The organism is Nostoc sp. UIC 10607, assembly GCF_047228265.1.
Taxonomy (GTDB): Bacteria; Cyanobacteriota; Cyanobacteriia; order Cyanobacteriales; family Nostocaceae; genus Nostoc; species Nostoc foliaceum_A.
The window spans coordinates 71,770-96,844 of record NZ_JBIQNW010000005.1; the positions used below are offsets into that span (position 1 = coordinate 71,770).

Genomic DNA, 25,075 nt, shown 5'->3' on the forward strand with positions numbered 1-25,075 from the left:
TATCTAAATTAGTCAACGTCTTGTAGGATAAACTTTTTAGCAGTCAAATTCCTACAGTTAAAAATTTTAAAAGCTAATTATGTAATTTTATTAATATAAAAATTTGATAAAGCCGATTGATTTAGCTCAATCGGCTAAAGTTGCTGTATTGGCGTCTGGCTGTACTAGTAAGTAATGAAATTGCTAGTGTTTAAAGTTGATGCCGTAATTCCAGTTAACAAAGCAAGACTTTCGTTACCAGAGGTAATCTTAATCAAGGTATCATTGCCACTCTGAGTAATAGACAAGCCTGAGTAGAGTAAACCACCTGATAAAGCAATCAAATCTTCACTAATGTTGAAGTCTTTGATAGTATCTCTACCTTCGCCTTGGGCAAGCACAAAGATATCATTACCTGCACCACCTGTGAGATTATCAGTACCAATACCACCATAAATGCGATCGTTTCCTAGCCCGCCAACAATTACATCATTACCAGCAAACCCAAAAATCAGATCGTCTGAGCTAGTTCCCTGTAATGGGTTATCAGCTTTGGAAGTACCAGTGATAATGCTATTAACTTGGTTGCCACTTTTAATGTTAACGACATCAATATCGCTGGGGTTGAGATTGTTATAATTGGCATCACCACTAACTGCTGCGCTAGTAATGATTTGGTAAGCAATGTTGTCATCTGCAACACCATCATCAATACCTGTAACAGTGATGATTTGGGGCGTATTCCAGTTAGCTGCGGTAAATGTAACGCTAGAAACTAAGACAGTACCTTCACTTACCTTGGAACTACTCAAATTGAAGGTGACATCAGCAGTGGGTTGGCTAGTGAGTTGGATATTGAAGCTATCAGTGCCACCAGCTTCAGTAGTTATGAGTCCCTTGGTGGCAGAGATGCTGAAACCTGCTGTATCGTCGTTAGTAATCTTACCAAGAGCTTGGTTATCGTTAATACTGGCATTGGTGGGGTTGGTAAGATTAACAAAAAACTGCTCAGTTGATTCGTCAATGAAATCATTGAGAATCGGTATCGTGATTGTTTGAGAGGTAACTCCAGGGTTGAAAGTCAGAGTTCCTGTGAGTGGGGTGTAATCAACGCCAGCGATCGCAGTATCATTACTAGTGTTGTAATCGACTGTGATTATCTCACTGCTGGCATTAGAGAGTTTAACGATAAAAACAAGATTGCCACTGTCTTCGCTGCCACTTTTATCTGCAATGGAGATAGTAGGTGGATTGTCATCATTAATTATGGTAACTGTCCCTGGTGCGATCGCAACTGTTTGGTTGGGGTAAGTCAGGTTAAGATTAATGATTTCGTCAGCTTCAGTGACATTTTCACCTAGAACGTTTAATGTGATAGCCTTTGTTGTTTCCCCAGCAGCGAATTTTAAAATCCCAGATGAACTACCTGTGACACCTGCAACTTTAATACTGTTGTAATCACTGCTAAAAGTTGCTGTGCCATCAAAAGCATAATTTACGCTAGTTGCAACGCCAGTATCGCCACTGCGAGTCACGGTGAAAGTGACAGTTTGCGTACCACTATTACCTTCAGTCACAGTTGGGGTAGCATTTGAAATGGCATAATTGACACTCGGAGCAAAATTAGTATTTCCTATGTGATTTAATGGTTGACCAGCAAAGCTTACAGGTGATGTGTTAGTAACAGTACCTAATGTAAAATTCGGTGCTGTGCCAGTGATTAGACTTGCTACCCAATCCGAGGCTGTTGAACCTGTGGTATCACCTGAACGGCCTACATATCCTGCTGTAAATGAGGTGTTAACAACTGTGGCATTCGTTGGAACTGAACCGCCAGAACCTTTTTTAAATACAATCGAGCCGTATGCTTTGTCTGTGGTTCCCCCATCTAAAACGGAAACGGAATCCAGCACAGTCCAATTTGAGTAAGTAGTACCATCAGCAATACCATCGTTATTTGAGTCAATATCATTGCTTAGGGTGGGTGCAGTGGCAGTTTGAATCAGGAAAAAGCTAACAGACCCACTTTCTATATCGGTTGTTGAACCGGTGTGACCGATTGAACTTGAGGCTCCGTTCCCCCATCCGGCTCCACTTCCAGTGTTAGTTATTACATTTGCACCAGGGTTAGCTGTATAAGTACTACCTTTTTGTAACAGAACTAGCAACCCATTGCTGCCAAACTGTTTACCAGACAAATCAAAAATATTTTGAACATTGCCAGGATTGGGGGAGCCAGAATCGCCCTCAATGCCAACTAAATAAGTTCCAGCTGCTAGAGTTGCACCAGGAGTACCACGCAGTTCGATATATTCTTTCGGGGTGTCTGTGCTTGGGGGGTCAAACAGAATTTCGTTGATGAGTATCGGCTTAGAGAAATCATCATTAATGATGTTTACTTGAGCTGAATTGGTAGTAATTGTGGAACTTGCCGGTGCAATTGTGAGATTGGAGTTACTGAGAGTAACAAGAATATTTTCATCAAGTTCAATTGTATTGTCACCCAAAACATCGACTGTAATCGTCTTTGTTGTTTCCCCAACTCCAAAGTTTAAAGTCCCCGATGAAGCAGTTCCTCCATTTGTAACTTGAATATTGTTATAGTCACTGTTCAAAACTGCTGTACCACTCAAGGCATAATCCACTGTACTCGCCACACCAATACCACCACTGCGGGTGACGGTAAAGGTAACAGATTGAGTGCCGCTATTACCTTCAGTTAATGTTGGGGTAGTAGTAGAAATTGCGTATTGAATCGCATCGTTAGCAGCAATATTCAGAGTACTTTCAGTGATTATCCCTGCAACAGCCCCCGTCAGTGTCCCGAAGTTGAGTACAACCGTTTCGGCATTCTCAGGTAAATTGTCTGGTTGAATGGTGAAAGTCACCAGTTTGGTTAAATCTGAGCCTGTCGCTCCAGCACTAAAAATAAGGCTAGTGGGGGAAAAAGTGTAATCGTTGCCACTGCTAGCAGTGCTGCTGTTCTTGATAACGATAGGAACTGTGACATTAGTGTTGGGAGTGGCGTCTAAAGTAACGGCAATAGTTACCTCAGTAGCAGTACTACCTTCGGTAGTATTGTAAGTAGCAGCACCAAAGTTAACTCTTGGGGGTACATAGCCCCCACTAAAAGTACTATTGAGCAGCACTGAAACGTTATTGGAGCTTGAATTAGCCGCTACTAAGTCCAAGTCGTTGTCTTTGTCAAAGTCCCCCGCTGCTACAGAATAAGGATTGCTTCCCACTCCCAAATTACTGCCAGTAGGAAAACCACCACTGCCATTGCCCAACAGCACTGAAACGCTGTTGGAGTAATAGTTACTCACAGCTAAATCAGAGTTGCCGTCTTTGTCGAAGTCACCCACTATCAGCGAAACGGGACTGTCTCCCACGACAAAATTGGTGGTAGCACCAAAGCCACCAGCCCCGTTGCCCAACAGCACTGAAACCTTATTGGAGCCAAAATTAGCTGTGGCTAAGTCAAGGTTACCGTCTTTGTTGAAGTCCCCCACTACCACAGAATAGGGATTGTTTCCCACGCTCAAATTGTTGGCAGCCCCAAAGCTACCAGCCCCATTGCCCAACAGCACTGAAACGTTGTTGGAGTCAAAGTTAGCCACAGCTAAGTCAAGGTTACCATCTTTGTTGAAGTCCCCCACTGCCACGGAAATGGGACTGCTTGCCGCGTTGAATGCCAGAGCAGTGTCAAAACTACCACTGCCATTGCCTAATAGCACTGAAACGTTGTTAGAGCCAAAGTTAGCTACTACTAAGTCAGATTTGCCGTCTTTGTTGAAGTCCTCCACTGTCACGGAATAAGGATTGCTTCCCACATTGAAGTCGCTGGCAGTCCCAAAACCACCACTGCCATTGCCCAACAGGAGTGAAACGTTGTTGGAGTCAAAGTTAGCCGCAGCTAAGTCAAGGTTACCATCTTTGTTGAAATCCCCCACTGTCACAGAAAGGGGACTGTTTCCCACGCCAAAGCTGCTGGCAGCCCCAAAACCACCACTGCCATTGCCTAACAGCACTGAAACGCTGCTGGAGTCAAAGTTAGCGACGGCTAAGTCAAGGTTACCATCTTTGTTGAAATCCCCCACTGTCACTGAAAAGGGACTGCCTCCAACGCCAAAGTTGCTGGGAGTTCCGAATGATAAGGGTAAAATTGAGCGGTAAGCCTTCGTTGTCTCTGGTGTTAAGGCTAAATCTGACTCAATTTCTCCAACCTTCACTTCTAAATCCCAGTCACCCCCCAATTCGGCACTACCAGTGATGTCATCAGAAGCAGCCACATCTGCACCTGTGATTTGGCTCAACTGTTGCACAAAAGTTTGATCAAAAGATGCCACATTGCAACCATAAAGCAGAATATCGGCATCATCAGTTAAATAATTTTTCCACTGTTGTAACTGATTGCTGTAGTAATCCAAATTGTTAGCATTGAGTTGGGTTTCCCCTAGTTGCAAAGTTCCGCTACTGCCGTGGGAGATAATTTGAACTGATTCGTACTCCCTGCCCTGCAAAGCTTCAGTGATTTGTTCTACCCCGTCTTTATTCGAGTCAAGGATTACTATACTAGTATCTGGTTTTACCCCAGCAATCAAGCTTTCATAGTCGATAACTGCTCGATCAATAAAAATAATATTTTGATTTGGCATTTGTAGTTCCTTTGTAAGGTTCCTGGGGTTTTTAGAAGTTTTGTGTTCTCGTAGTTGCACAATAATTGTTGTTAGTCTATAAAACTTGGCAACTCGAAAATGATGACTCTAGTCACGCAACACTAAACAGGAAGCAAATGCTTAGATATACGCTTCCTATAGGTAAATAAAATGTTGATTTAACCTCTTTTTATTGAGGTAAAACAAAAAAGTCGGAATATCATAACCCGGTAAAAATTTATGTTAAAAAAATATAATTGCTTCAGTATTATTACTGAAATAACTAAGATGTGCTAAAAATGGTATTTTTGATCAGGATTGAAAATAATCGTTTCTAGTCCAGATTTGATAAAACTCTGGATTGAATAAGATACTTTTTAGTTCAAAAGGTTTACATTGATAGCTTTGATTACACAGCACGATTACACAGCACTAAATAGGAAGCGAATGGCTAGACATTCGCTTCCATCCTCAAATTTGATAGGCAAGAAAACCTATTATTTATTGGGGTAAAACCGCAATATTTTTAATCGTTTATAACTAAATACAGCCTAGAAAAACTAAGCTATATTTTAGCGATCGCTTTTATTTATGAAAAGAAATTTATACTCTTTTAAGTAAAATACCACTGTATTTACACTTAAATCAGCCTTGGCGCATAGCCCAATGTGAATGAATCTAATGAATCAATAATTCTGGCGCTACCATTCCTTTTTGGATAGCTAAAACTGCGGCTTGAGTGCGATCGCGTACTTCTAGTTTCTGCAAAATCGCATGGACATGAACCCGCACTGTACCAGGGGCAATGTAGAGAATCTCAGCAATTTCTTGATTGCTTTTGCCAGCTGCTACTAGTGCCAAAATTTCTTGCTCCCGCTTCGTTAGGGGATTTTCTAAGTTTTCCTTAGTTTTTGCTGGCTGCACTGCCGTAGAATTACCTTCAAAAGCGGCTCTAATTTCTGTTGTTGCCGTTTGATCCCACCAGGAAGCCCCCGCAGCAACCGATCGTACTGCCAATATCAGAGACTCAGCAGGAATACCTTTGAGGCAGTAACCTTGCGCCCCAGCGGCTATTAACCGCGAAATTATGGGTTTTTCAGAACGAGACGTTAAAACGAGAATTGGTAAATTTGGGTGCTTCTGCTTGATTTGGCGACAAGCTTCAATCCCGCCAATTCCCGGTAAACCTATATCCAACAGAACCAAATCTAGGGGATAGCGATTTGCTAATTCTACAGCTTGTTCCCCGTCTTCTGCTTCTGCGACAATCTCCAAAGTAGTTTCTTGTTGCAACCGCATCCGCAGACCAAGCCGAAATAATTCATCATCTTCAACAAGTAAGATTTTTGTCATTTTTCATGGGGCATTGGTTATGGGTATTATCCTTGTCTCCCTTATCCTCCTTATCTCCCATGCTTCCCAATACTGCTCGGGTTTTACATTTTTAACTCGGCATTGGGTTTGGGGAAAAGGTTAAAGGTTTGTTCTTTCCCCTTTCCCCTTCCCCTTTTCCCCTTAACCGACAAGTATTGCCATGCTTTCCCTCTCATCTCCCCGGTGGTGGACAAGCTGGGAGTCGGAAACCAAACAGTGCGCCCCGTGGTGAGCGATTCTCTGCCCAAATTGTACCTCCATGAGCAGCAATAATTTGCCTGGTCAAATAAAGTCCAAGTCCAGATCCTGAGACGTGGCGATCGCTATGTCCCTGATAAAACCTCTCAAATAAGTGGGGTAACTCTTCTTCGGTAAAGCCGGAACCAGTATCGAGTATTTTTACTACTTGATCGCTAGAATAACCTTCAAGTACTACTTCTACCTTACCGCCACGAGGGGTATGGTTAATGCCATTACTTAGGAGATTAGTAAAGACTCGTCCAAGTTGCAAAGAATCGCCATTTACCCAGAGAAAGCTACGAAAATCTGATTCGCCGTAGTGCAGAGAAATATAAACCTGACGTGTTCTTGCTAGTTCAGTCAGGGTAGCTATAATCTCCTCTGCCACAGTTACCAAGTTAATTGGTGATATCTGTAGTTTCAGCCCTTCAGCATCATTGCGGTACACATCTAAAAGAGTTTGAACTAATTGCAGTGTACTCCGATGACTACGAGCCATTGTTTGTAAAACTTTTGCTTGCATTGGCGTGATTCCACCAAATTGTTCATTTTGAAAATATTTCAGCGTTTCAATTGCTCCTAATAAGGGAGTTTTCAAGTCATGAGTCAGGGTAGAAACAAAATCTTCACGCATGGTAGCTAGTTGTTCTTGGGAGCGTAATTGTGCTTGAGTATAAGCGATCGCTTCTTCATTGCGGTGGTTGCGGTCACTTAACCAACCCGTTACCATCAAAGCCAACACTGCAATCAATCTATTTGCCAACGTTGGGGGATCAATTATTTCTCCTCCCGGGACAAACAAATTCAACAATGTTAATCCTGTAGCTACAAGAGTGATCCCCAACACTGCTCGCCGATTCAATCGAGAATCTGCTAAAAAAATCATTCCTGTGTAGAGGTAGCCAAATACGTACTCAGGTGGTGTCAAATATTCTAAGCTTATGACGAGAGCAAAGGCGATCGCTATTAGCCCATATGTCTTTCCATGCTTATTTATAGCTTCTTTCATAGTCAATAATCAACTTAACATTGTCATTTTTGATTTATTAAAAAATCGTTATCATACAATCTTTACAACTATTTAATTCAGCGATTATGATTTATCTGCAAACTATATCTGCAAATCTCAACTTGAGAACTAAACCGAAAATTATGATTGTCCAGATGCAAGAAAGGGGACTGAGACCTGGGGATTGAGGATTAGAGACTGCGTAGTTGCCCATAAGGGGCGGGGTATTTACCACAATCTTCCCAATCCCTGATGCCTAATCCCTTTAATAAAATCCTCTTGAATATTTATATTCTTTGAAAGTAGCGAACTTCGAGAATGTATTGTATAAACAAGTAATACTAACTAGCGAGATAGAGAAATAAACGTAAAATTTAAAGATTCTTAACAGATACTTTAACAAGTATCTGAAAAATAGTAATAACTAAAAATAGTAAATCCAGATTAAAGAATTGTGGTGATATGAGATATCGCCAAATAGCTCTGAATCATATATACCAACAGTTATAATCTGTTATTTCTCAGAATTTGCTGGCTAGCACTTAAATTTAATTGATCGCGAAATATATGGGACAAGGTTTTTTGCAAATTGGCTTAACGCTATGTATTGTCATAGCAATTACTCCACTACTCGGTAGATATATAGCACGTGTCTTCTTGGGAGAAAGAACACTGCTTGATTTTTTAATGAACCCCATAGAGCGAAGTATGTACGTACTAGCGGGTGTTCGGAGGAAGGATGATATGACGGGTTCGCAGTATATCCGGGCTGTACTTTACAGCAATCTCATCATGGGTGTTTCAGTGTATTTACTGCTATATTTTCAGAGAGTCTTACCCTGGAATCCTAATGGCTTCGGTGCGCCCAGTTGGGATGTATTACTGCACACAACCATTTCATTTGTGACGAATACCGACCAGCAACACTATGCTGGTGAGACAACCTTTAGTTATTTTAGTCAGGTAGCGGCTTTAGGCTTTTTGATGTTCACCTCCGCGGCCACCGGTTTAGCTGTGGGAATTGCCTTTATTCGTGGGTTGTCGGGTAGAAAGCTGGGAAACTTTTACGTCGATCTTGTCCGTGGAATTACGCGAATATTGCTGCCGATTTCTATTATTGGAGCGATCGCCTTGCTTGTAGCAGGTGTACCACAAACATTAGCTAACACTCTGGATGTAAGAACCTTAGAAGGCGGGACTCAATATCTTGCCAGAGGCCCAGTGGCATCATTTGAAATGATCAAACTTTTGGGCGAAAACGGCGGTGGTTATTTTGGCGTAAACTCAGCTCACCCCTTTGAAAATCCTAATGGCGCTTCTAATTTGATAGAAATGATCGCCATGATTTCTATACCAGCAGCCTTGATTTACACTTACGGTATATTTGTTAACAACATCAAACAAGCTTGGCTACTTTTTTGGATGGTGTTTGTGATTTTTGTAGTTCTGGTGGGAGTGACAGCCGTAGGAGAACTACAAGGTAATCCCCTAGTTAATAACGCCTTTGGATTAGAACAGCCCAATTTAGAGGGTAAAGAACTTCGATTTGGCTGGGCACAAACTGCGTTTTGGGCAGTTATGACTACCGCTACTATGTCTGGTGCGGTGAATGGGATGCACGATTCTTTGATGCCGCAAGGAATATTTTCGACTCTCTTCAACTTATTTATCCAGGTTATCTGGGGCGGTCAAGGAACTGGAACAGCTTACTTATTTATTTACTTAATTCTCACAGTGTTCCTAACTGGACTAATGGCAGGACGCACCCCAGAGTTTTTAGGACGCAAAATTGAGAAGCGGGAAATCGTCCTCGCCAGCGTGGTGCTGCTGATTCACCCAATTCTAGTTTTGATTCCCAGTGCGATCGCCTTGGCTTATCCCATCTCCCTATCTGGAATTAGCAACTCTGGCTATCACGGTATTTCCCAAGTAGTTTATGAATACGCCTCAGCAGCAGCAAATAATGGCTCCGGCTTAGAGGGGTTGAGAGATAACACCCTGTGGTGGAACTTGAGTACAATAGTTAGCTTAATCGGAGGACGCTACATTCCGATAATTGCCATCCTGCTCTTAGCTGACGGGATGTCTCGCAAACAACCAGTCCCTGAAACCCCTGCTACGCTGAGAACTGATTCTCTAGTATTTATTGGGATCACTGCTGGAGTGACACTGGTTTTGGGAGTATTGACTTTCTTTCCCGTTCTAGCTTTAGGCCCCATAGCTGAGGGTTTGAAACTAGCATCTGGCAGTTAGAAAATTTATGAGTTATAAGTCTGGAATTAAGAGAATACCAAAAAATAAATAAATTATCTGGTTTCGTAGGGTGTATTAGCGATCGCGTAACGCACCGTCTGATGAAAATGCCTTATTAACCCACCTTACAGGTTGGATATTTTTTTATTGGAAGTTCCTAATAACTCCTAACTTCTAACTTCTAACTTCTAACTCCTAACTCCTAACTTTATTCATGAATCAAGTGGCAACTAACTTCAAAGCTAGACGGCCAAATTCTCGTCCTGGCGATCGCCGCCAAGCACGTAAAAAGGCCAGGACAAGTAATAAGTGGCTGTACTTAAGGGCAATAAGAGATGCTTTTGTCAAGCTCAACCCTAAGTATGCAATCAAAAATCCAGTAATGTTTGTGGTTTGGGTGGGGACAATCATCACCCTATTGCTAACAATTGATCCCAACCTATTTGGCCCAGCCCTTCAAAAGAACCCACAACTTTTCAACGGCTTGCTGTCGGGGATTTTATTCTTTACAGTTTGGTTTGCCAATTTTGCCGAAGCAGTGGCAGAAGGGCGAGGTAAAGCTCAAGCCGATGCCTTGCGATTAACGAAATCAGAGGCGATCGCTAAAAAACTTGCTGCTGACGGCACAATTAATGAAGTTTCATCCACCACCCTTAAACAGGGTGATACTATCTACGTCGTTGCTGGCGATATTATTCCTGCCGATGGCGAAGTAATCATGGGTATCGCCTCAGTAGATGAATCGGCAATTACTGGAGAATCGGCACCAGTATTAAAAGAATCAGGCTCCGACGTTTCTAGTTCTGTGACTGGTGGGACGCGGATTATCTCAGATGAATTAATTATCCGCATCACTACTGACCCAGGCAAAGGTTTTATTGACCGGATGATTGCCTTGCTGGAAGGGGCAGAACGTAGCAAAACACCCAGTGAAATTGCCCTGACAGTATTGCTGGCAGTTCTAAGCCTAGTGTTTTTGTTAGTTGTGGTAACCTTGCCCGCACTTGCCTATTATGTCAACCGTCCGGTCAGCGTGCCAATTTTAATTGCCCTATTAGTAGCATTAATTCCTACCACCATTGGCGGCTTACTAAGTACCATCGGCATTGCTGGTATGGATAGAGTTGCCCAATTTAATGTCATTGCCACTTCAGGACGAGCAGTCGAAGCCTGTGGTGATGTCAACACTTTAGTTCTCGACAAGACAGGTACAATTACCCTTGGCAACCGTTTGGCGGAAGAGTTTATTCCCATCAACGGTCATTCAATGTCAGAAATTGCTAATGTTGCGTGGGCGGCTAGTGTCTTTGACAATACACCAGAAGGTAAATCCATTGTCCGACTGGCAGAAAATTTAGGCGCACGGTTTGATTTTGACTCCAGTCAGGCAGAAGGAATTGATTTTTCTGCAAAAACATGCATGAGTGGTACTAACTTGCCTGGTGGGTATGAGGCCAGGAAGGGAGCAGTAGAAGCCATTAAAGGATTTGTCCGTTCCCGTAACGGACGCGATATGCCAGAATTGGATGCTGCCTACGAACGAGTTTCTCGCCTGGGAGGTACACCCCTAGCAGTCAGTCTAGATAACGAAATCTATGGGATTGTTTATCTCAAAGATATAGTTAAACCTGGTATCCGCGATCGCTTTGAGCAACTGCGACGAATGGGAGTGCGTACCATCATGCTAACTGGAGATAACCGGATTACAGCTTCTGTCATTGCCAAAGAAGCTGGGGTGGATGACTTCATTGCCGAAGCCACACCAGAAGACAAAATCAGCGTTATTAAAAAGGAACAAGCAGCAGGCAAACTAGTCGCCATGACGGGAGATGGAACTAACGATGCTCCAGCATTGGCCCAAGCTAACGTCGGCGTTGCGATGAATACAGGAACGCAAGCTGCAAAAGAAGCTGCCAACATGGTCGATTTAGACTCCGATCCTACAAAGCTGATCGATATTATTAGCATTGGCAAACAACTGCTGATTACTCGTGGGGCATTGATGACATTTTCAATTGCTAATGATATTGCTAAATACTTTGCAATTATCCCAGTGATATTTGTCGCTGCTAACCTGCAAAGCTTGAATATTATGAATTTGACTAGCCCTAATTCTGCTGTCTTATCAGCGCTGATTTATAATGCTTTGATTATTCCCGCTTTGATTCCCTTGGCATTGAAGGGTGTGCGGTTTAGACCGCTGACAGCTAATCAGTTACTCCAACGCAATATTTTAATTTTTGGCTTAGGTGGGGTAATTGCGCCGTTTATCGCTATTAAGTTGATAGATATACTGATTACAGTTGTGGGCTTGGCTTAAGGACAGCAAAAATAGAGACACTGCCAAACGAGCGCATCTTGATAAAAGTAAAATAATAAACATTTTTAGCTTTGTTATTTTTACTTTTACCTGTTCAGAAAGGGAACAAGAAGAATATGAATAAACAGGTTAATATTTGGGAAAAGTTTCTGCCGATAAATTTGATGCAGTCGATATCCTTTATTTGGCCACAATGGCGTAAACAACACCTAACACTCGCTATTTTTATCCTGCTGTGCTTGAATGTGATAATTACCCCAGTTGTTTATGCTGTTGCTGACAGCATCTTTGAATGATGTTCTACTTGGGTAAAATAATTAAAATTAAAACTTAAAAATTAAATTTGAATAGCAATTGGAAAACTTTTTATGACTATTATTCGAGAAACCATCAGAGCAATTTTCATAACTCTAATGCTTTGGTTGTTGACTGCAATCATTTATCCTCTAATAATCCTTGTAGTAGGTCAAGTGTTTTTGCCCTATCAAGCTAATGGCAGCATTATGCTGAATCTAAATAATGAACCAATTGGTTCGGCTTTGATTGGTCAGGTGTTCACATCTGAGGGATATTTCCATCCTCGTCCCAGTACTGTTAGATATAGCCAAGGCAAAAAAGCCAAGCCAACTGGCATATCTGGAGCCAGCAATCTCGCTGCAAGCAATCCAGAACTACTGACGCGAATTCTAGAACAGGCAAATCAGTTGCGAGACGAAAATCTTCAACCAATCGCCGATATAATTTATACTTCAGCTTCAGGGTTAGACCCGCATATTTCCTTCAAAGCGGCACGGCAGCAATTGGCGCGAGTTGCTGGTGCGCGTGGAGTCAAAGAAGATGAGATCCTACGTTTAATTAATAAATATACTGATGGCAGATTTTTATGGATTTTTGGCGAGCCGGGAGTGAATGTTCTGCGATTGAATTATGCTCTTGACTTGCAAGATATTAATCGTCAGCAAAATCAATAAACTTGGCATTGGGCATTGCTAAAGAGCCGTTTTTCCATGAAATAGAATTGCTATACAGGTAAAAAGAATGAAATGTCAGATAATAGTAATGCTGGTTCGGTTGGCACTTCTTTAAATTCTGCAAGTTACTCACTTTATCCGGCACGACGGCGGGGGAAGCATAAGATATTTATTGGCATGGCTCCTGGGGTAGGCAAAACCTACAGGATGCTGGAAGAGGGACACGCGCTTAAACAGGAAGGAATTGATGTCGTCGTTGGGCTTTTGGAAACCCACGGACGCAAGGAGACAGCTGAAAAGGCAGAGGGACTGGAGATCATACCCCGCAAACAATATCATCGGGGTGAGTTGATGCTAACGGATATGGATACAGATGCTATTTTAAAGCGATCGCCCCAATTAGTTTTAATCGATGAACTTGCCCATACTAATGTCCCTGGTTCCCCACGCGAAAAACGCTACGAAGATGTAGAAGTAGTTTTGGTAGCAGGTATTGATGTCTACTCCACAATGAATGTGCAACATTTGGAAAGTCTCAATGATCTAGTAGCCAGAATTACTGGGGTAGTAGTCCGTGAGCGAGTTCCTGACAGGGTTATGGATGAAGCAGATGAAATAGTGGTGGTAGATGTTACACCGGAAACCTTGCAAGAACGGTTATTAGAAGGCAAGATTTACGCACCGCAAAAAATCCAACAATCCCTCGATAATTTTTTCCAACGCCGTAACCTGATTGCTTTACGGGAATTGGCTTTGCGAGAAGTAGCAGACAACGTGGAAGAAAATGCGATTGCGCTTCGCGCACGCTTTGCGAACGCTACTACCCCCAACGGCCAATTTTGTAATATTCACGAGCGGGTTTTAGTGTGTGTATCCACTTATCCCAACTCAGTGCAACTTTTACGTCGGGGTGCGAGGCTAGCTAACTATATGAACGCCCCACTTTATACCTTGTTCGTTGCCGATCCAGAACGCTTCCTCACCAAAGAGGAAAGCTTACACATCCACACTTGTGAGAAACTCTGTAAGGAATTTGAAGGTACTTTTATTCGTGTTACCAACAGTAACATCGCCAATGCGATCGCTGAAGTCGCCGAGAAATATCGGATCACCCAAATTGTAATTGGAGAGAGTCAGCGATCACGCTGGCAAATGCTCCTCAAAGGATCTTTGACGCAAAAATTAGTGCGCTTGCTCAAAAATATTGATTTGCATATCATTGCCAGCGAAAAAATGGTTTCAGCTAAATAAGAGATCAAATTTCCATAAAAATCTCAGAAGTAAAGCTTCCATGCAGACCATAAGGGATATGATGCTTCAGATGTAGCCGCGCGTAGGCGCGTTGGCGGAGCCTCTCGTAGAGAAGCGACTTGTCGTCAGACATCATTCCTTTAGAGAAATCATTGGCATCCAAAATTATCACATCTGACCGATGATGAGCAGCATCATAAATCAGAGCTAATACCCAACCATCATCTTCCTTTTTCGAACCTGGGCGCGGGACAAAAATCGGTTCACCGACAAAACCACGGGGTGCAGCACTCCAAAATTGTCTTTCTCCAGACTCTAAATCAATTTTCAGCAATGCTTGTAAGGGAGCATTACCAGTCTCTGCATGAGCCGCACCTATATATAGATATCGATAAGGGCGTCCCACATTCGCCGGATGTATGCTGGGAAATTCACAACATCGGCTCTCAATCAATTCCCGCCGGACTGTCCCATCCTTTAGATTCAGATAAAATCGCCAAAGTTGCCCAGGTGAAAGCGCCTCAAAATCAACTTGTCGAAAATCGCTTTTAGGTTCCACTTCTGGTAAATCTTGATAACAAATGGAGTCAATCAAAACTTCGTCTCCTACCTCAAAAGCATTGACGTGATGAAAGACGAAACCAGACTGAGTTTCCAGAAATTTTATCTCTTCTTGCCCTTCTTTGGGGAAGCGGGGAATAATTAGAATTTGAGTTGGCTGATTTGGCTGAAATTTTATACATTCTCCCGCCGCACGGATTCCCAAGGCAAAAGGTATGGGATTGAAGATGACAGGATTTTGAAAGAAGATGCAGTAATTGGGAGTAATGACAAAATCGTGAATAAAACAGAAACCTGGAACCTTATGAGCGTGCTGTCTGATAATTTCACCCGCTGGGTTTAGCTCAAAAATAGTAATTGTGGTAGATAATCCCGGCTTAATTGAGAAATTTACCAGGCAAGGTGCGCCCCCATCTTGGTCACAATTGTTTTCCACGCGGGGATGTGCAGCAAAAGCTTCACCTGCTGAAAAAACGCCATTAAAATATTCATTTCCAAATGTTTCAAGAGTATAAGGATCGAGGCGATATGCTTCAGCCGCTTCCCACAGCGCAAGCAGTTTCCCACCCCAATAGATAACATTTGTATTGGCGATATTTTTCAGTTTGAAGTCAAAAATATTAGCTAGCCAACCGCCACGTTTTTGAGTACCAAAAGTACCGCGATAGAGGATTTTTTTCGCCTTTTGTTCTGCCAAATAGCCAGTTGTGCGGACAAAGCGGTTGCGAAAATGGGCACGACCATTGGTAAAGGTAATTCTGCTAATCATCCCATCTCCATCAAACGGGTGATGAAGAGGTTGCCCATTCACATCCAGCAAACCGGGGCCATTTCTAAACAGCGTACCTTGTAACTCTCTGGGAATTTGTCCTTCTATATCATCAATCCAATAATCAAACTCTTGGGTGAGAGATTGATATCCTTTTTGCCAGTCTGCATGAGTGTAAGATTTTTCTGAAACTAGGCTTTCTTGAATTTTCAAATGCATATACTTTGTTTTTGTTATCTTGGACGAAAATATGTAGCCGCTAAAAATATTTTTTGCAACTTTACTACCCTATTTACTACGCTACCAAGGCAGCGCACTGCCTCGACTTAGCATGAGATTTATTCCACTATTTCCGACTCTGGTTCTCTCAGTACCAACTCAGACATCAAATCTGGCAAAAATGCTTGTTCCCCATCTTTGGATGTATCAGTTTGTTCTTCAGCAGCAGGTAGCCAGTTGATAAATGGTAGGGGTAACAGCGTGCTGAGGTTAGTAATTACCACCAATAGCCAAAGTGACTCAAAGTTCGTTGCAGTGATGCCTAGCCAATAGGTGATTAATGCCCCAAATGCATGGGAAACTGTTGCTGCTGAATTAAACACCGACATTAACAAGGCAAATAATGTCGCTTCCACACCAGAAGGACAAAGCCTTGCTGCTAGAACCATCACTTGCATAAAGGCAATTTTCCCCATCACAGTGAGAATCAGGCTATCACCCAAACTAAACCAGTGGTCATCTATACCCAGTAGCCTGTTTGTGTGAGTCACTAACAACAGCATCGTCATCCCCAAAATTGACGAAAGGACGGTACTCCAAGCAAAAATCACGCGAAAAGGGATGCTTTTGAGGAAACGTTGAAAAATCCAAACACCTGCTAGAGAAGCGAAACTTGTCACCAAGTGTACTCGCCCCAAAAATTCTGGTTCAAAGTGGAGTTCGTTAGTAGCGAAGTAGAAAAAGGCTGAGTCAGCATTTGGGGTAGCTTGCCAGATGAAGATAAACGCCGTTGGCAGCCAAATTCTTTTTTGGCTAATGGCTTGGCGTAGCTGCCCCAGTTGATGTTTGATTGGTAAAGAGTTGGCCTGATTAATATCTTGAGCATCTTTGCTAACGGGGGACTCAGCAATTAACCAAGCTACCCCTGAGACTATGAGAGGAAATAAGGCGGTAATTCCAAAAACAGTACGGGTAGTAAAGTATTGCAGCAACAGACCGCTAAAGTATGCTGTTATTAAACCTCCGATCGCAGAAGCACCCCAACACAGAGATTGTAATGAACCGGCTTTTGCTTGCGATTCACCTCTAGCCCGTTCCACAACTAGCGAGTCAACTATCACATCACTCATGGCGACGGAGAGAGAACCAAGAGCGATCGCTAACGTAGCTGCCCAGCTAGTATGAACTATTGTGGCCAGACTTACCCAGGAAGCAGTTCCCAATATCCCAGATAAAATCAAGTAAGGACGCCGACGATAGCCAAATATAGGCAAGCCATCAGAGATAAAACCAAACACCGGCTTGATCATCCAAGGTAGGAAAACAATTCCCAATAGCGCCGATACCTCGACTGGACTCAGCAGTAGTTCATCTTTGAGGAAAAAGCTAACGGCTAGACGCGATAGCCCTAAAATTCCTTGGACAAAATAAACAGTGAGAATTGCAATTAACTCTGCATTGGGTTCATTACCCAAAAAGATTTTTTGTGTTAATGAATCTTTGACCTTGGACAAGCCAGATGATTGAAGCACCATTCGATAAATATTTTTTAAGTTTTATCTACTTTTCTATCATATCGATTCTGAGGAGGTGGGTTTTATGTAAACTTTTTCCTTTTATTTCTTCTGTGAGTATTATTTAAGGCTTTTTTAACAACTTTTCTTTCTTCTTGCAAGACTGCGCTTAAGCTGCCTTGGATGTACTCTGACTTTGAAAGCTTGCTATGCGTTGTGTTGACTGTAGGAGAAGGGCAATCATAAATCGCAAAAAGATTAGGGAGAGCTTACCTAAGTAAGCTCTCCCTAATTTGTCTTTAATATTGAATTGTCATCGGAAGTTCTGAAATCCTTGTACAGCCTGGGAGTATGTGTAGAGAAAATCAGGAAAATCTTACTGACCTAGGATTGATATATTTAATGAGTTTATCTAGACACTTTGCAACTTCTTGTTCTTGCGCTTGCGTAGAAACATACCACCTACAGCCAGCATACCTAAGGTAATACTAGGCTCAGGAACAGCTTTAGGGTCAAAACCTGTAAATCTGTCAGTTCCTAGATGGAAAGAATGGTTATCGCTTTCAAATCCACCACCACCAGCTTGGGTAATGACAATTTTGTTGAAAATATCGTTGCTACTATCTGAGTAGAAGTGAAGGAAGCCATTTCCTTCACCACCATGCTGTGATGCATGAACTGGAGCAACTGGGTTCACATCCTCAGTTGTAAATGATTTGATCAGAGTATCGCCATTGTAGAATGAAAAAATGTTACTGGCACTGATAGCTCCCCAGTCAATACCAAAATAATTGAGGGAACTTTCAAGATTAATTGTGACTTTATCACCATTGAAAACTGCCAAATACTTACCAACATTGACCTCACCGTTTGCTCCGGCAGGTGCCCATACATCTGACCTTACACTGCTGTTTTGACCAGTTTCAAATGAGTACTTAGCAAAACCAGTGGTTGGTGCTTGACCATTATTGAAGTCAACAGTTTTCGTACCAGGAAGCTGAGTAAACTCAGAAAAAGCACCTTGGTTCGTTTCTCCATTGGGGCCTGCAATCCCTGTAGTCACCTGGAAGGAAATAGCCTGGGCAGAACCTGCATATATAAATGAGGAGATTGCAGATAAAGATAGAGCAGCGATGCAAGCAATTTTTTTAAGAGACATAATTTTGAGATTCTGTATTTTTATTTGTTGATAAATTCGTTGTGCGGCTTGAATTCATTATGTAATGGCTTGCAGGAGAAACAACAGGATGAAATTACTGGATTTGTGTTTGCCGATAAATCCATATATTGGGTAAATATTTGGCTCTCTTCTCGATGCTAAATAAGTATTTTTACTTTTCGAAAAAGTGGATAAAGTATTTGTTCTTTATCTGAAGATAAAAAAGTTGCAAAGCTTGACCATATATCAAGAATTTATATCTTTGGATATTGTCCTTGTTAAGGATTAATAAAGTTAACAGATAACCCTGCTTGCCTGATAAATAAAAATAGATTCGTGGTGATTGTTATTGGTTTTGAGATTCTTCCCTTGCTCTACCTACATCATCTTTCTCCACTCAACTATGCCACCTGAGTTTTTTTGACATGGGTAGTAACATGAATTAAACTACCTCTTGCAATCAACAAAAGAATCTTTGTCAATGCATCTGACTGAAGAACCTGCTGTCCCTACTCGCGTTATCGGTTTAATTAGTGGCACATCCGTAGATGGCATAGACGCTGCGTTGGTAGAGATTTCCGGTACAGAATTGGATCTCAAAATTGAGTTGCTCACCGGGGCAACGTATCCCTATCCAGCCGGACTCAGAGAAAAAATATTGGCAATTGGTGCAGGCGTTGCCATCTCAATGCCAGAATTGGCAGAAATAGATGATGCGATCGCTCAAGTCTTTGCCCAAGCAGCCCAAAATATTCAAATTGGTCATCAGCCAGCTACTATCATTGGCTCTCATGGTCAGACGGTTTATCATCGACCACCTGCGGATAGGGGAATAGGGAAAAAAACTACTCCTGACTCCCCACTTCCTAGTACAGACGCGATTAATCGCATCTCTGCCCACTCCTCACTAGGTTACAGTCTGCAATTAGGGCGCGGTGAATTAATTGCCCATCTTACGGGCATTACAACTGTGAGCAACTTCCGCGTTGCTGATATCGCTATTGGTGGTCATGGTGCGCCTCTCGTGCCGAGAGTAGATGCCTATTTGCTCAGTCACCCTCAAGAGGGCCGTTGTATTCAAAACATTGGTGGTATTGGTAATGTCGCTTATATTCCGCCTCGTTATGGCAACTGGCTCTCAAAAATTCGTGCTTGGGATACTGGTCCAGGAAATAGTCTATTGGATCTGGCGGTAGAGCATTTAAGCGCTGGTACTAAAACTTACGATGAAGATGGCAATTGGGCAGCGAGTGGTACTCCTTGTCATCCATTGGTAGAACAATGGCTTAACCAAAACTATTTTCATCTACCGCCACCCAAATCTACAGGTCGAGAGTTATTTGGTGTGACTTACATACATCAGTGTTTAAAAGATGCCCAAGCATACCAACTCAATGCTGCCGACATACTGGCAACTCTCACAGAACTTACAGCAGCTTCAATTGTTCATAGTTACCGCACTTTTTTGCCGGACATGCCACAGCGGGTACTATTATGTGGCGGTGGTAGTCGCAATCTCTATTTGAAACAAAGATTACAGTTGTTGTTGGCATCAATACCAGTTTCGACTACAGATGAAGTCGGTTTGAGTGCAGATTTTAAAGAAGCGATCGCCTTTGCAGTTTTAGCCTACTGGCGACATTTGGGTATTCCTGGCAACCTACCTACTGCTACAGGGGCACCTCAAGAAGTGCTTTTGGGAGAAATTCACCAAGGTCAGGACTCAGTACTGAGTAGGGGGTGGGAGAGTAAGGGAAAAATTCCTAACTCTTAACTCTTAACTCCTAACTCTTAACTCCTAACTCAGCACTCACGACTCGGCACTGCTATAACTGTAGTCTTGGCGGCACTCGATCAAGACAGGGAATATAGAAGGTGGCTCATACTTTTTTATTGGAACCAGGACGCTGGGCAATGCAAGGAAATTGGCTAGAACGAAATGGTATGCCAATCAGCGTCAAGGGTATGACCTTGGTAGCTTGGAATCGAAATAACTGGTTCACTATGGCTACAAAGCTGATATTCCCAGGTAGCGATCGCTCAGAAATCTCTCTGCAATACAAGGGGCGGCTGCATGAAGGAGAGCGCCAGTATACTTTTTTACTGCAACATAATATTTTGGGGCAAGTTGAAGGTGAAGGCTGGATTGGTTTAGATACTATTGTGCAACGTTACTGGGTAATAGGCGATCGTCAGCGTCGTAGTGGCTTTGAAACCCTGCACCGGATTTCGGAAGATACATACTACCTCAGTAGTGGCATCTTGGCTGGTCATTTTTTAACTAACACAATGGAAGCTAGCCTAGAACGTCAGTCAAGCTAAAGACAGCGCAGCCGGCTGTGTTTCTGCCGATCAAACAACTCTGACAACGCACTGGTTTCCTAATGTCCAATGTCTCATGCTTGACCTTAATGAGTGATTATTTATTCTCACTTACCTACTGAGTTGTATACTAAAAAAGAAATTATCAAATTATTGTTAGACTTTTAGTATTTTTACCGAACCGTGTAGTCTGGAGTCCAGTTTCATGAATCCTAAAGTATCTGTCATTATCCCTGCTTACAATACTGAAGCTTATATTGCGAAGGCAATAGAGTCAGTCTTAGAGCAAACGCTTACAGATATTGAAGTTATCATAGTCGATGATGCTTCAAGTGATAAAACTGTAGAAGTCGCTAAAAGTTTTACTGATCCACGTCTCAAAGTAATAGTTAATCAACAAAACCTTGGGGCTGCTGCTGCGCGTAATTGTGCCTTAAGAGCAGCCCAAGGAGAATGGATTGCTGTGCTTGATTCAGATGATTGGTATGCTCCTGAAAGATTAGAAAAGCTTGTGTCACTGGCAAATGAAAGAGATGCAGACATGATTGCGGACGATCTTTATTTAATAAAGGATGGCGAAACATCTCCTTGGAGCACATTGATTCAAGAAAGTGAAAAACATATAGATAAAATTCTCCAAATTGATATCGTTTATTTTGTAGAAACTGATGTCTATGGACAACCAGGTTTGCATCTTGGTATAAGCAAGCCTCTATTCAAACGAGAATTTCTGGTTAAGCACGGCATAGAGTACGATGATGCCATCAGGATGGGCCAAGATTTTTGGATTGATATGAAATGCTTAATCAAAGGGGCTCGCTTTTTCCTTGAGCCAAAACCCTATTATTTCTACCGTTCACGCCCCGGTTCTCTTGTACATAAAAGCCAATTGTCACGTCTAAATCAATACTTGAATGCTAGTAGTTCTTTCATGCAACAAGAAGTTGTGAAAAAAAATCCAGCTTTAATGCGTGCTCTGTCTTATAATAATTCAGTCTACAAAAAACATTTAGCTTACCTTCAAGTTGTAGAGCCTCTAAAAGAAGGGAAATGGGTAACAGCATTGACAGAAATGGGTAAAAATCCGTACTTCTTTTATGATTTTATTTCCCGATTGTCCAATATTATCGAACGTCGAATTCAATATTATGTAATGGGTAATAAATCAGTTTTTGACATTTCTTATAATATACAGAGAGAGCGAAAGAGTAACAATTAGTACTATCACAGTTCCCTCAAGAAATAATCCATCCTTACGTAGTCAGAATTAGCCTGGAGGTTAAAAATCTGGTCAGGCAATAAGTATTTTTAATTATCCCTAGTTACAAAATAAACGCAGAGAATAGCTTTGCTGGAGGTAGGAGCAAAGTACTAATTAAGCAAAACTTTAGTTATGGGTCATTGCTCACTAACATAACCTGAGTTTGACGAACCTCTCCCTACCTTGAACTTAAGTTCAAATCTGTACCTCTGCCACTCGAAGAGGGACTGTTTTGGGTAGTAAAACTTCTTTTTTAGAGGTCTTTTTATTGGGCTAATTAGGCGGATACTATATGAGCCGTCGAATTCACGTTAAAATAACAGTCAAAAATCCTAATAAGCTAAAGCATTATTTACGAGGCATAAGGGGTTGGAGCTTAAAAAATCTGCCCAGCACGGCTTCATGTCGCCTCCTCAGGCTTTATTGATATTTAAAACTCCGCACTCATTACACAGTTCTTAGAACTCTGTGGTGAGTGTGATGCTACCTAATTAAGGTTTTTGGCAGATCCTAGAGTTATCTATTTAGTCAAAATTGGGCAAACTAAAATTACACCACAATGAAAGTAGCAAAATGGTACAAAGCGTCATTATAAATCTACCCGTTCTGCTTGTTTGATCTGACATGTTGCATCAGTTCTTTTCACCGTCTCGGTTGCAAACTGCCAGAGAATGGTTTCAATCTTCTAAAAGAGGACTGAAAAAAGCCAGTACAGCACTGCGTAAATATACCAACAATTGTAAATCGCCAAAAAGCCTAGCCTCTAAGCTTTTTAGCTTTTATCTTCTATTTGTGCCTTGCGGTACGAGCCTAGAAAGTCATTTCTGGGCGCAATAATTCAGATATCAGTTTGAATGCACCTTATCTCCCAAACATTTACAACCTGCTTTTGGATTCAAATTCTCTATGTCAGACCCCAATATTGGTCGCTTACTCAGCAAACGCTACCAACTCCAGGAGTTAATCGGTACTGGAGCAATGGGTCGAGTTTATCGTGCTAAAGATACTTTGTTGGGAGGTGTACCTGTTGCGGTTAAGTTTCTCGCTCTATCAATCCAAAATGAAAAGATGCGATTGCAAGACCGCTTTGAGCGAGAAGCAAAAACCTGTGCTTTACTAGGGCAAAAAAGCATCCACATTGTCCGAGTCATGGACTATGGCGTAGATGACAATAACACCCCGTTCTACGTCATGGAATACCTACAAGGACAAAGCCTGAACAATATTATTCGTAAGCAACGACTGCCTTTACCAAGATTCCTGAGTATGGCGCGTCAACTCAGCCTGGGGTTACAGTGCGCTCATGATGGCATCCCAGTTGAGGGTAATATTTGCCCAATTATCCATCGTGATGTCAAGCCAAGTAATATGCTGGTGATTCAAGACCCCAGTTTCGGAGAATTGGTCAAGGTTCTAGATTTTGGTATTGCTAAGTTATTACAGTCAGATGGCGACCATACAAAATTCTATTTGGGGACATTGGCTTATTCTTCTCCCGAACAGATGGAGGGTAAAGAATTAGACAACCGTGCTGATATTTATAGTTTGGGTGTCATGATGTTTGAGATGCTCACAGGCAAAATGCCACTGGTGGCACCAACTCACTCTTTTGGAGCATGGTATAAAACACATCACTATCAAAAACCACGTTCTTTTGCTGAGGTTGCGCCCGGATTAGAACTACCCAAAGAAATCGAAAATTTGGTGATGAGTTGTCTAGCTAAAGTAGCACGCGATCGCCCCCAAAGCATCACTGAAATTCTCAGAGTTTTAGCATCTCTAGAAAAGCCTGAGCATCCACGCAAAATTAAGCAAGACAGCCATGCCCTAGTTCCTGCTACTACAGCCAGTACCGAGCTTGAACAAAAGACAAAAGCCGATTTGCGGGCATCTTGGTCAAACGATGAAATCGCTCGTGCCATTTCCTGGCCCCAAAATAAACCAGTTGCCGATATTGTGTTTCCCCAACCCATTAATAGTAATGGGGAGCTTTTACCAGCTCTGTGGGTAATGCTACCGCAAGAGGAAATTCAAAAGCGCTTACTCTGTACCCGCTATAACCAATTTCTTTTCATCTCTATTCCCCATCCTATGCTGCTATGGATTACTGTCATCTACAACCGCAAACATGGCGCGAAATGGTTACCTTACTACCTTGATCTCAAAACCAGTCTTGGTCAAGAAATTGCCCGGTTACTACAGCACACAGGTTGCTACCGCCTTTTATTCTTTGCCCGAGAAACACCAAATTGCTGTACCCATATCTCACTTTCCAGCGTCGCTTCTGCCCAGCGCCAACGCCTGCAAGAGTGGGTCGCAATGAGCAACACATTGATATCCTCTGCCGATCCGCAAATTAGTAAAAGCTTACTCAAAAGCGAGTACGAAAAGATTAAGCCTCAAATTCTCGCAAAACTGGAAAGTATTGATACAGATTCTCCATACGATCTTTCCAGCTAAGAATAATTTCTTAATATTACATGTTTTAGATGTAACTAAGGGGCGATCGCTCAAAGAATGTAAACTTTTATAAACAAAATATATATAAAGATGTAAGTTCTAGTTATATGTATAAGGAGTGAAAACACTAGTTGCCAAATCATGGCTATCTAAATTCTCTTTCAATCTTCCTATGTACATATTTTGGAAAATTGAAAATTTACGCAGGTTAATTCTCACACTAGACGAACGAAAAGCAAGTCTGGCTAAAGTAAACAGTAAATTTGTCCTACAGAATTCAAGTAAGTCTAGACTCTAGCAGATGTATCGTCAAAAATTTTAGTTGTTGGTTTTTTGAATTGAGTTTTTGCCCAACCATTGCACAATTGGTTATCGAAGTTGACGCCCCGACATCCCCAGCTCTTTTCCTCCTTGGAACCAAGCAAGAGAAGGAGGTCGCCCACTGCGACAGTAGAACGACTCTATGCCATAGTGGAACCGGAATCTAAGCCCCACTGGTGCTTAAGAAGCTCTTGATAAGTTGCCTCGCGCACGACCATTTGCTCATAGAGCTTTACCAAAAAGTCTTTAGCTTGATCATGGCTCATATTTTGCACCTGAGTAGCAAATGAGCAGATGCTGAATTGCTGTTCCAAGGATAGTTTCATTGGTTGGTTCATAATTAACTCCGAAAAAACAACGCGTAAAGGTGATATGGGTCACAGAAGTCCAAATGGGATAAGAATTGGACTTGTAACTGTCCAACATTTGTTCCT

16 protein-coding genes are annotated in these 25,075 nt (G+C 42.1%); 9 read left to right on the forward strand and 7 right to left on the reverse strand.

Features of this window, described 5'->3' with window-relative positions; translation table 11 throughout:
• Nucleotides 1–164 precede the first annotated feature (164 nt).
• The 3 genes from ACEYW6_RS06525 to ACEYW6_RS06535 form a co-directional block, all read right to left on the reverse strand.
• A complete protein-coding gene (locus tag ACEYW6_RS06525) occupies nucleotides 165–4,637 on the reverse strand; it encodes a DUF4347 domain-containing protein (RefSeq protein WP_412979080.1) in 4,473 nt (1,490 codons plus the stop codon).
• 678 nt (nucleotides 4,638–5,315) lie between these two features.
• Nucleotides 5,316–5,990: a response regulator gene (locus tag ACEYW6_RS06530; protein WP_412979081.1), complete on the reverse strand. Its 675-nt coding sequence runs from the start codon at nucleotides 5,988–5,990 to the stop codon at nucleotides 5,316–5,318.
• Between the two features lie 193 nt (nucleotides 5,991–6,183).
• Nucleotides 6,184–7,260: a sensor histidine kinase gene (locus tag ACEYW6_RS06535; protein ID WP_412979082.1), complete on the reverse strand. Its 1,077-nt coding sequence runs from the start codon at nucleotides 7,258–7,260 to the stop codon at nucleotides 6,184–6,186.
• A gap of 567 nt (nucleotides 7,261–7,827) precedes the next feature.
• Between ACEYW6_RS06535 and kdpA the strand changes: the two genes are divergently transcribed.
• The 5 genes from kdpA (at nucleotide 7,828) to ACEYW6_RS06560 (ending at nucleotide 14,055) form a co-directional block, all read left to right on the forward strand.
• The gene (gene kdpA / locus ACEYW6_RS06540) at nucleotides 7,828–9,513 is read left to right on the forward strand and encodes a potassium-transporting ATPase subunit KdpA (RefSeq protein ID WP_412979083.1); all 1,686 of its coding nucleotides are present in this window, start codon (nucleotides 7,828–7,830) and stop codon (nucleotides 9,511–9,513) included.
• A 214-nt stretch (nucleotides 9,514–9,727) separates the two neighbouring features.
• Nucleotides 9,728–11,833, forward strand: coding sequence for a potassium-transporting ATPase subunit KdpB (gene kdpB / locus ACEYW6_RS06545; RefSeq protein ID WP_412979084.1), 2,106 nt, complete (start codon nucleotides 9,728–9,730; stop codon nucleotides 11,831–11,833).
• Between the two features lie 116 nt (nucleotides 11,834–11,949).
• The gene (locus tag ACEYW6_RS06550) at nucleotides 11,950–12,129 is read left to right on the forward strand and encodes a hypothetical protein (protein WP_412979085.1); all 180 of its coding nucleotides are present in this window, start codon (nucleotides 11,950–11,952) and stop codon (nucleotides 12,127–12,129) included.
• 72 nt (nucleotides 12,130–12,201) lie between these two features.
• Nucleotides 12,202–12,804, forward strand: a complete 603-nt coding sequence (gene kdpC, locus ACEYW6_RS06555; protein ID WP_190893887.1) for a K(+)-transporting ATPase subunit C — start codon at nucleotides 12,202–12,204, stop codon at nucleotides 12,802–12,804.
• A gap of 72 nt (nucleotides 12,805–12,876) precedes the next feature.
• Nucleotides 12,877–14,055 carry a universal stress protein gene (locus ACEYW6_RS06560; protein ID WP_412979086.1) on the forward strand — a complete coding sequence of 393 codons (1,179 nt, stop codon included), beginning with the start codon at nucleotides 12,877–12,879 and terminating at the stop codon, nucleotides 14,053–14,055.
• A gap of 4 nt (nucleotides 14,056–14,059) precedes the next feature.
• Here the strand turns inward: ACEYW6_RS06560 and ACEYW6_RS06565 are convergent, their stop codons facing one another.
• The 3 genes from ACEYW6_RS06565 to ACEYW6_RS06575 all read right to left on the reverse strand — a co-directional run bounded on the left by ACEYW6_RS06565 (nucleotide 14,060) and on the right by ACEYW6_RS06575 (nucleotide 18,277).
• Nucleotides 14,060–15,604 (reverse strand): carotenoid oxygenase family protein, encoded by a 1,545-nt coding sequence (locus ACEYW6_RS06565; RefSeq protein ID WP_412979087.1) that lies wholly within the window; start codon nucleotides 15,602–15,604, stop codon nucleotides 14,060–14,062.
• Between the two features lie 119 nt (nucleotides 15,605–15,723).
• Nucleotides 15,724–17,139 (reverse strand): folate/biopterin family MFS transporter, encoded by a 1,416-nt coding sequence (locus ACEYW6_RS06570; protein WP_412979088.1) that lies wholly within the window; start codon nucleotides 17,137–17,139, stop codon nucleotides 15,724–15,726.
• Between the two features lie 391 nt (nucleotides 17,140–17,530).
• Nucleotides 17,531–18,277 carry a PEP-CTERM sorting domain-containing protein gene (locus tag ACEYW6_RS06575; protein WP_412979089.1) on the reverse strand — a complete coding sequence of 249 codons (747 nt, stop codon included), beginning with the start codon at nucleotides 18,275–18,277 and terminating at the stop codon, nucleotides 17,531–17,533.
• Nucleotides 18,278–18,758: 481 nt separating this feature from the next.
• On the opposite strand from ACEYW6_RS06575, the gene ACEYW6_RS06580 reads away from it, so the two are divergent.
• The 4 genes from ACEYW6_RS06580 to ACEYW6_RS06595 all read left to right on the forward strand — a co-directional run bounded on the left by ACEYW6_RS06580 (nucleotide 18,759) and on the right by ACEYW6_RS06595 (nucleotide 24,320).
• The gene (locus ACEYW6_RS06580) at nucleotides 18,759–20,051 is read left to right on the forward strand and encodes an anhydro-N-acetylmuramic acid kinase (protein WP_412979090.1); all 1,293 of its coding nucleotides are present in this window, start codon (nucleotides 18,759–18,761) and stop codon (nucleotides 20,049–20,051) included.
• A gap of 101 nt (nucleotides 20,052–20,152) precedes the next feature.
• A complete protein-coding gene (locus ACEYW6_RS06585; RefSeq protein WP_412979091.1) occupies nucleotides 20,153–20,599 on the forward strand; it encodes a hypothetical protein in 447 nt (148 codons plus the stop codon).
• A gap of 205 nt (nucleotides 20,600–20,804) precedes the next feature.
• Nucleotides 20,805–21,818, forward strand: a complete 1,014-nt coding sequence (locus ACEYW6_RS06590; protein WP_412979092.1) for a glycosyltransferase family 2 protein — start codon at nucleotides 20,805–20,807, stop codon at nucleotides 21,816–21,818.
• Between the two features lie 948 nt (nucleotides 21,819–22,766).
• On the forward strand, nucleotides 22,767–24,320 hold the full coding sequence (locus tag ACEYW6_RS06595; RefSeq protein ID WP_412979093.1) for a serine/threonine-protein kinase: 1,554 nt from the start codon (nucleotides 22,767–22,769) through the stop codon (nucleotides 24,318–24,320).
• A 461-nt stretch (nucleotides 24,321–24,781) separates the two neighbouring features.
• On the opposite strand, the gene ACEYW6_RS06600 is transcribed toward ACEYW6_RS06595, so the two are convergent.
• Nucleotides 24,782–24,979: an NblA/ycf18 family protein gene (locus tag ACEYW6_RS06600; RefSeq protein WP_041565841.1), complete on the reverse strand. Its 198-nt coding sequence runs from the start codon at nucleotides 24,977–24,979 to the stop codon at nucleotides 24,782–24,784.
• Nucleotides 24,980–25,075: the final 96 nt, after the last annotated feature.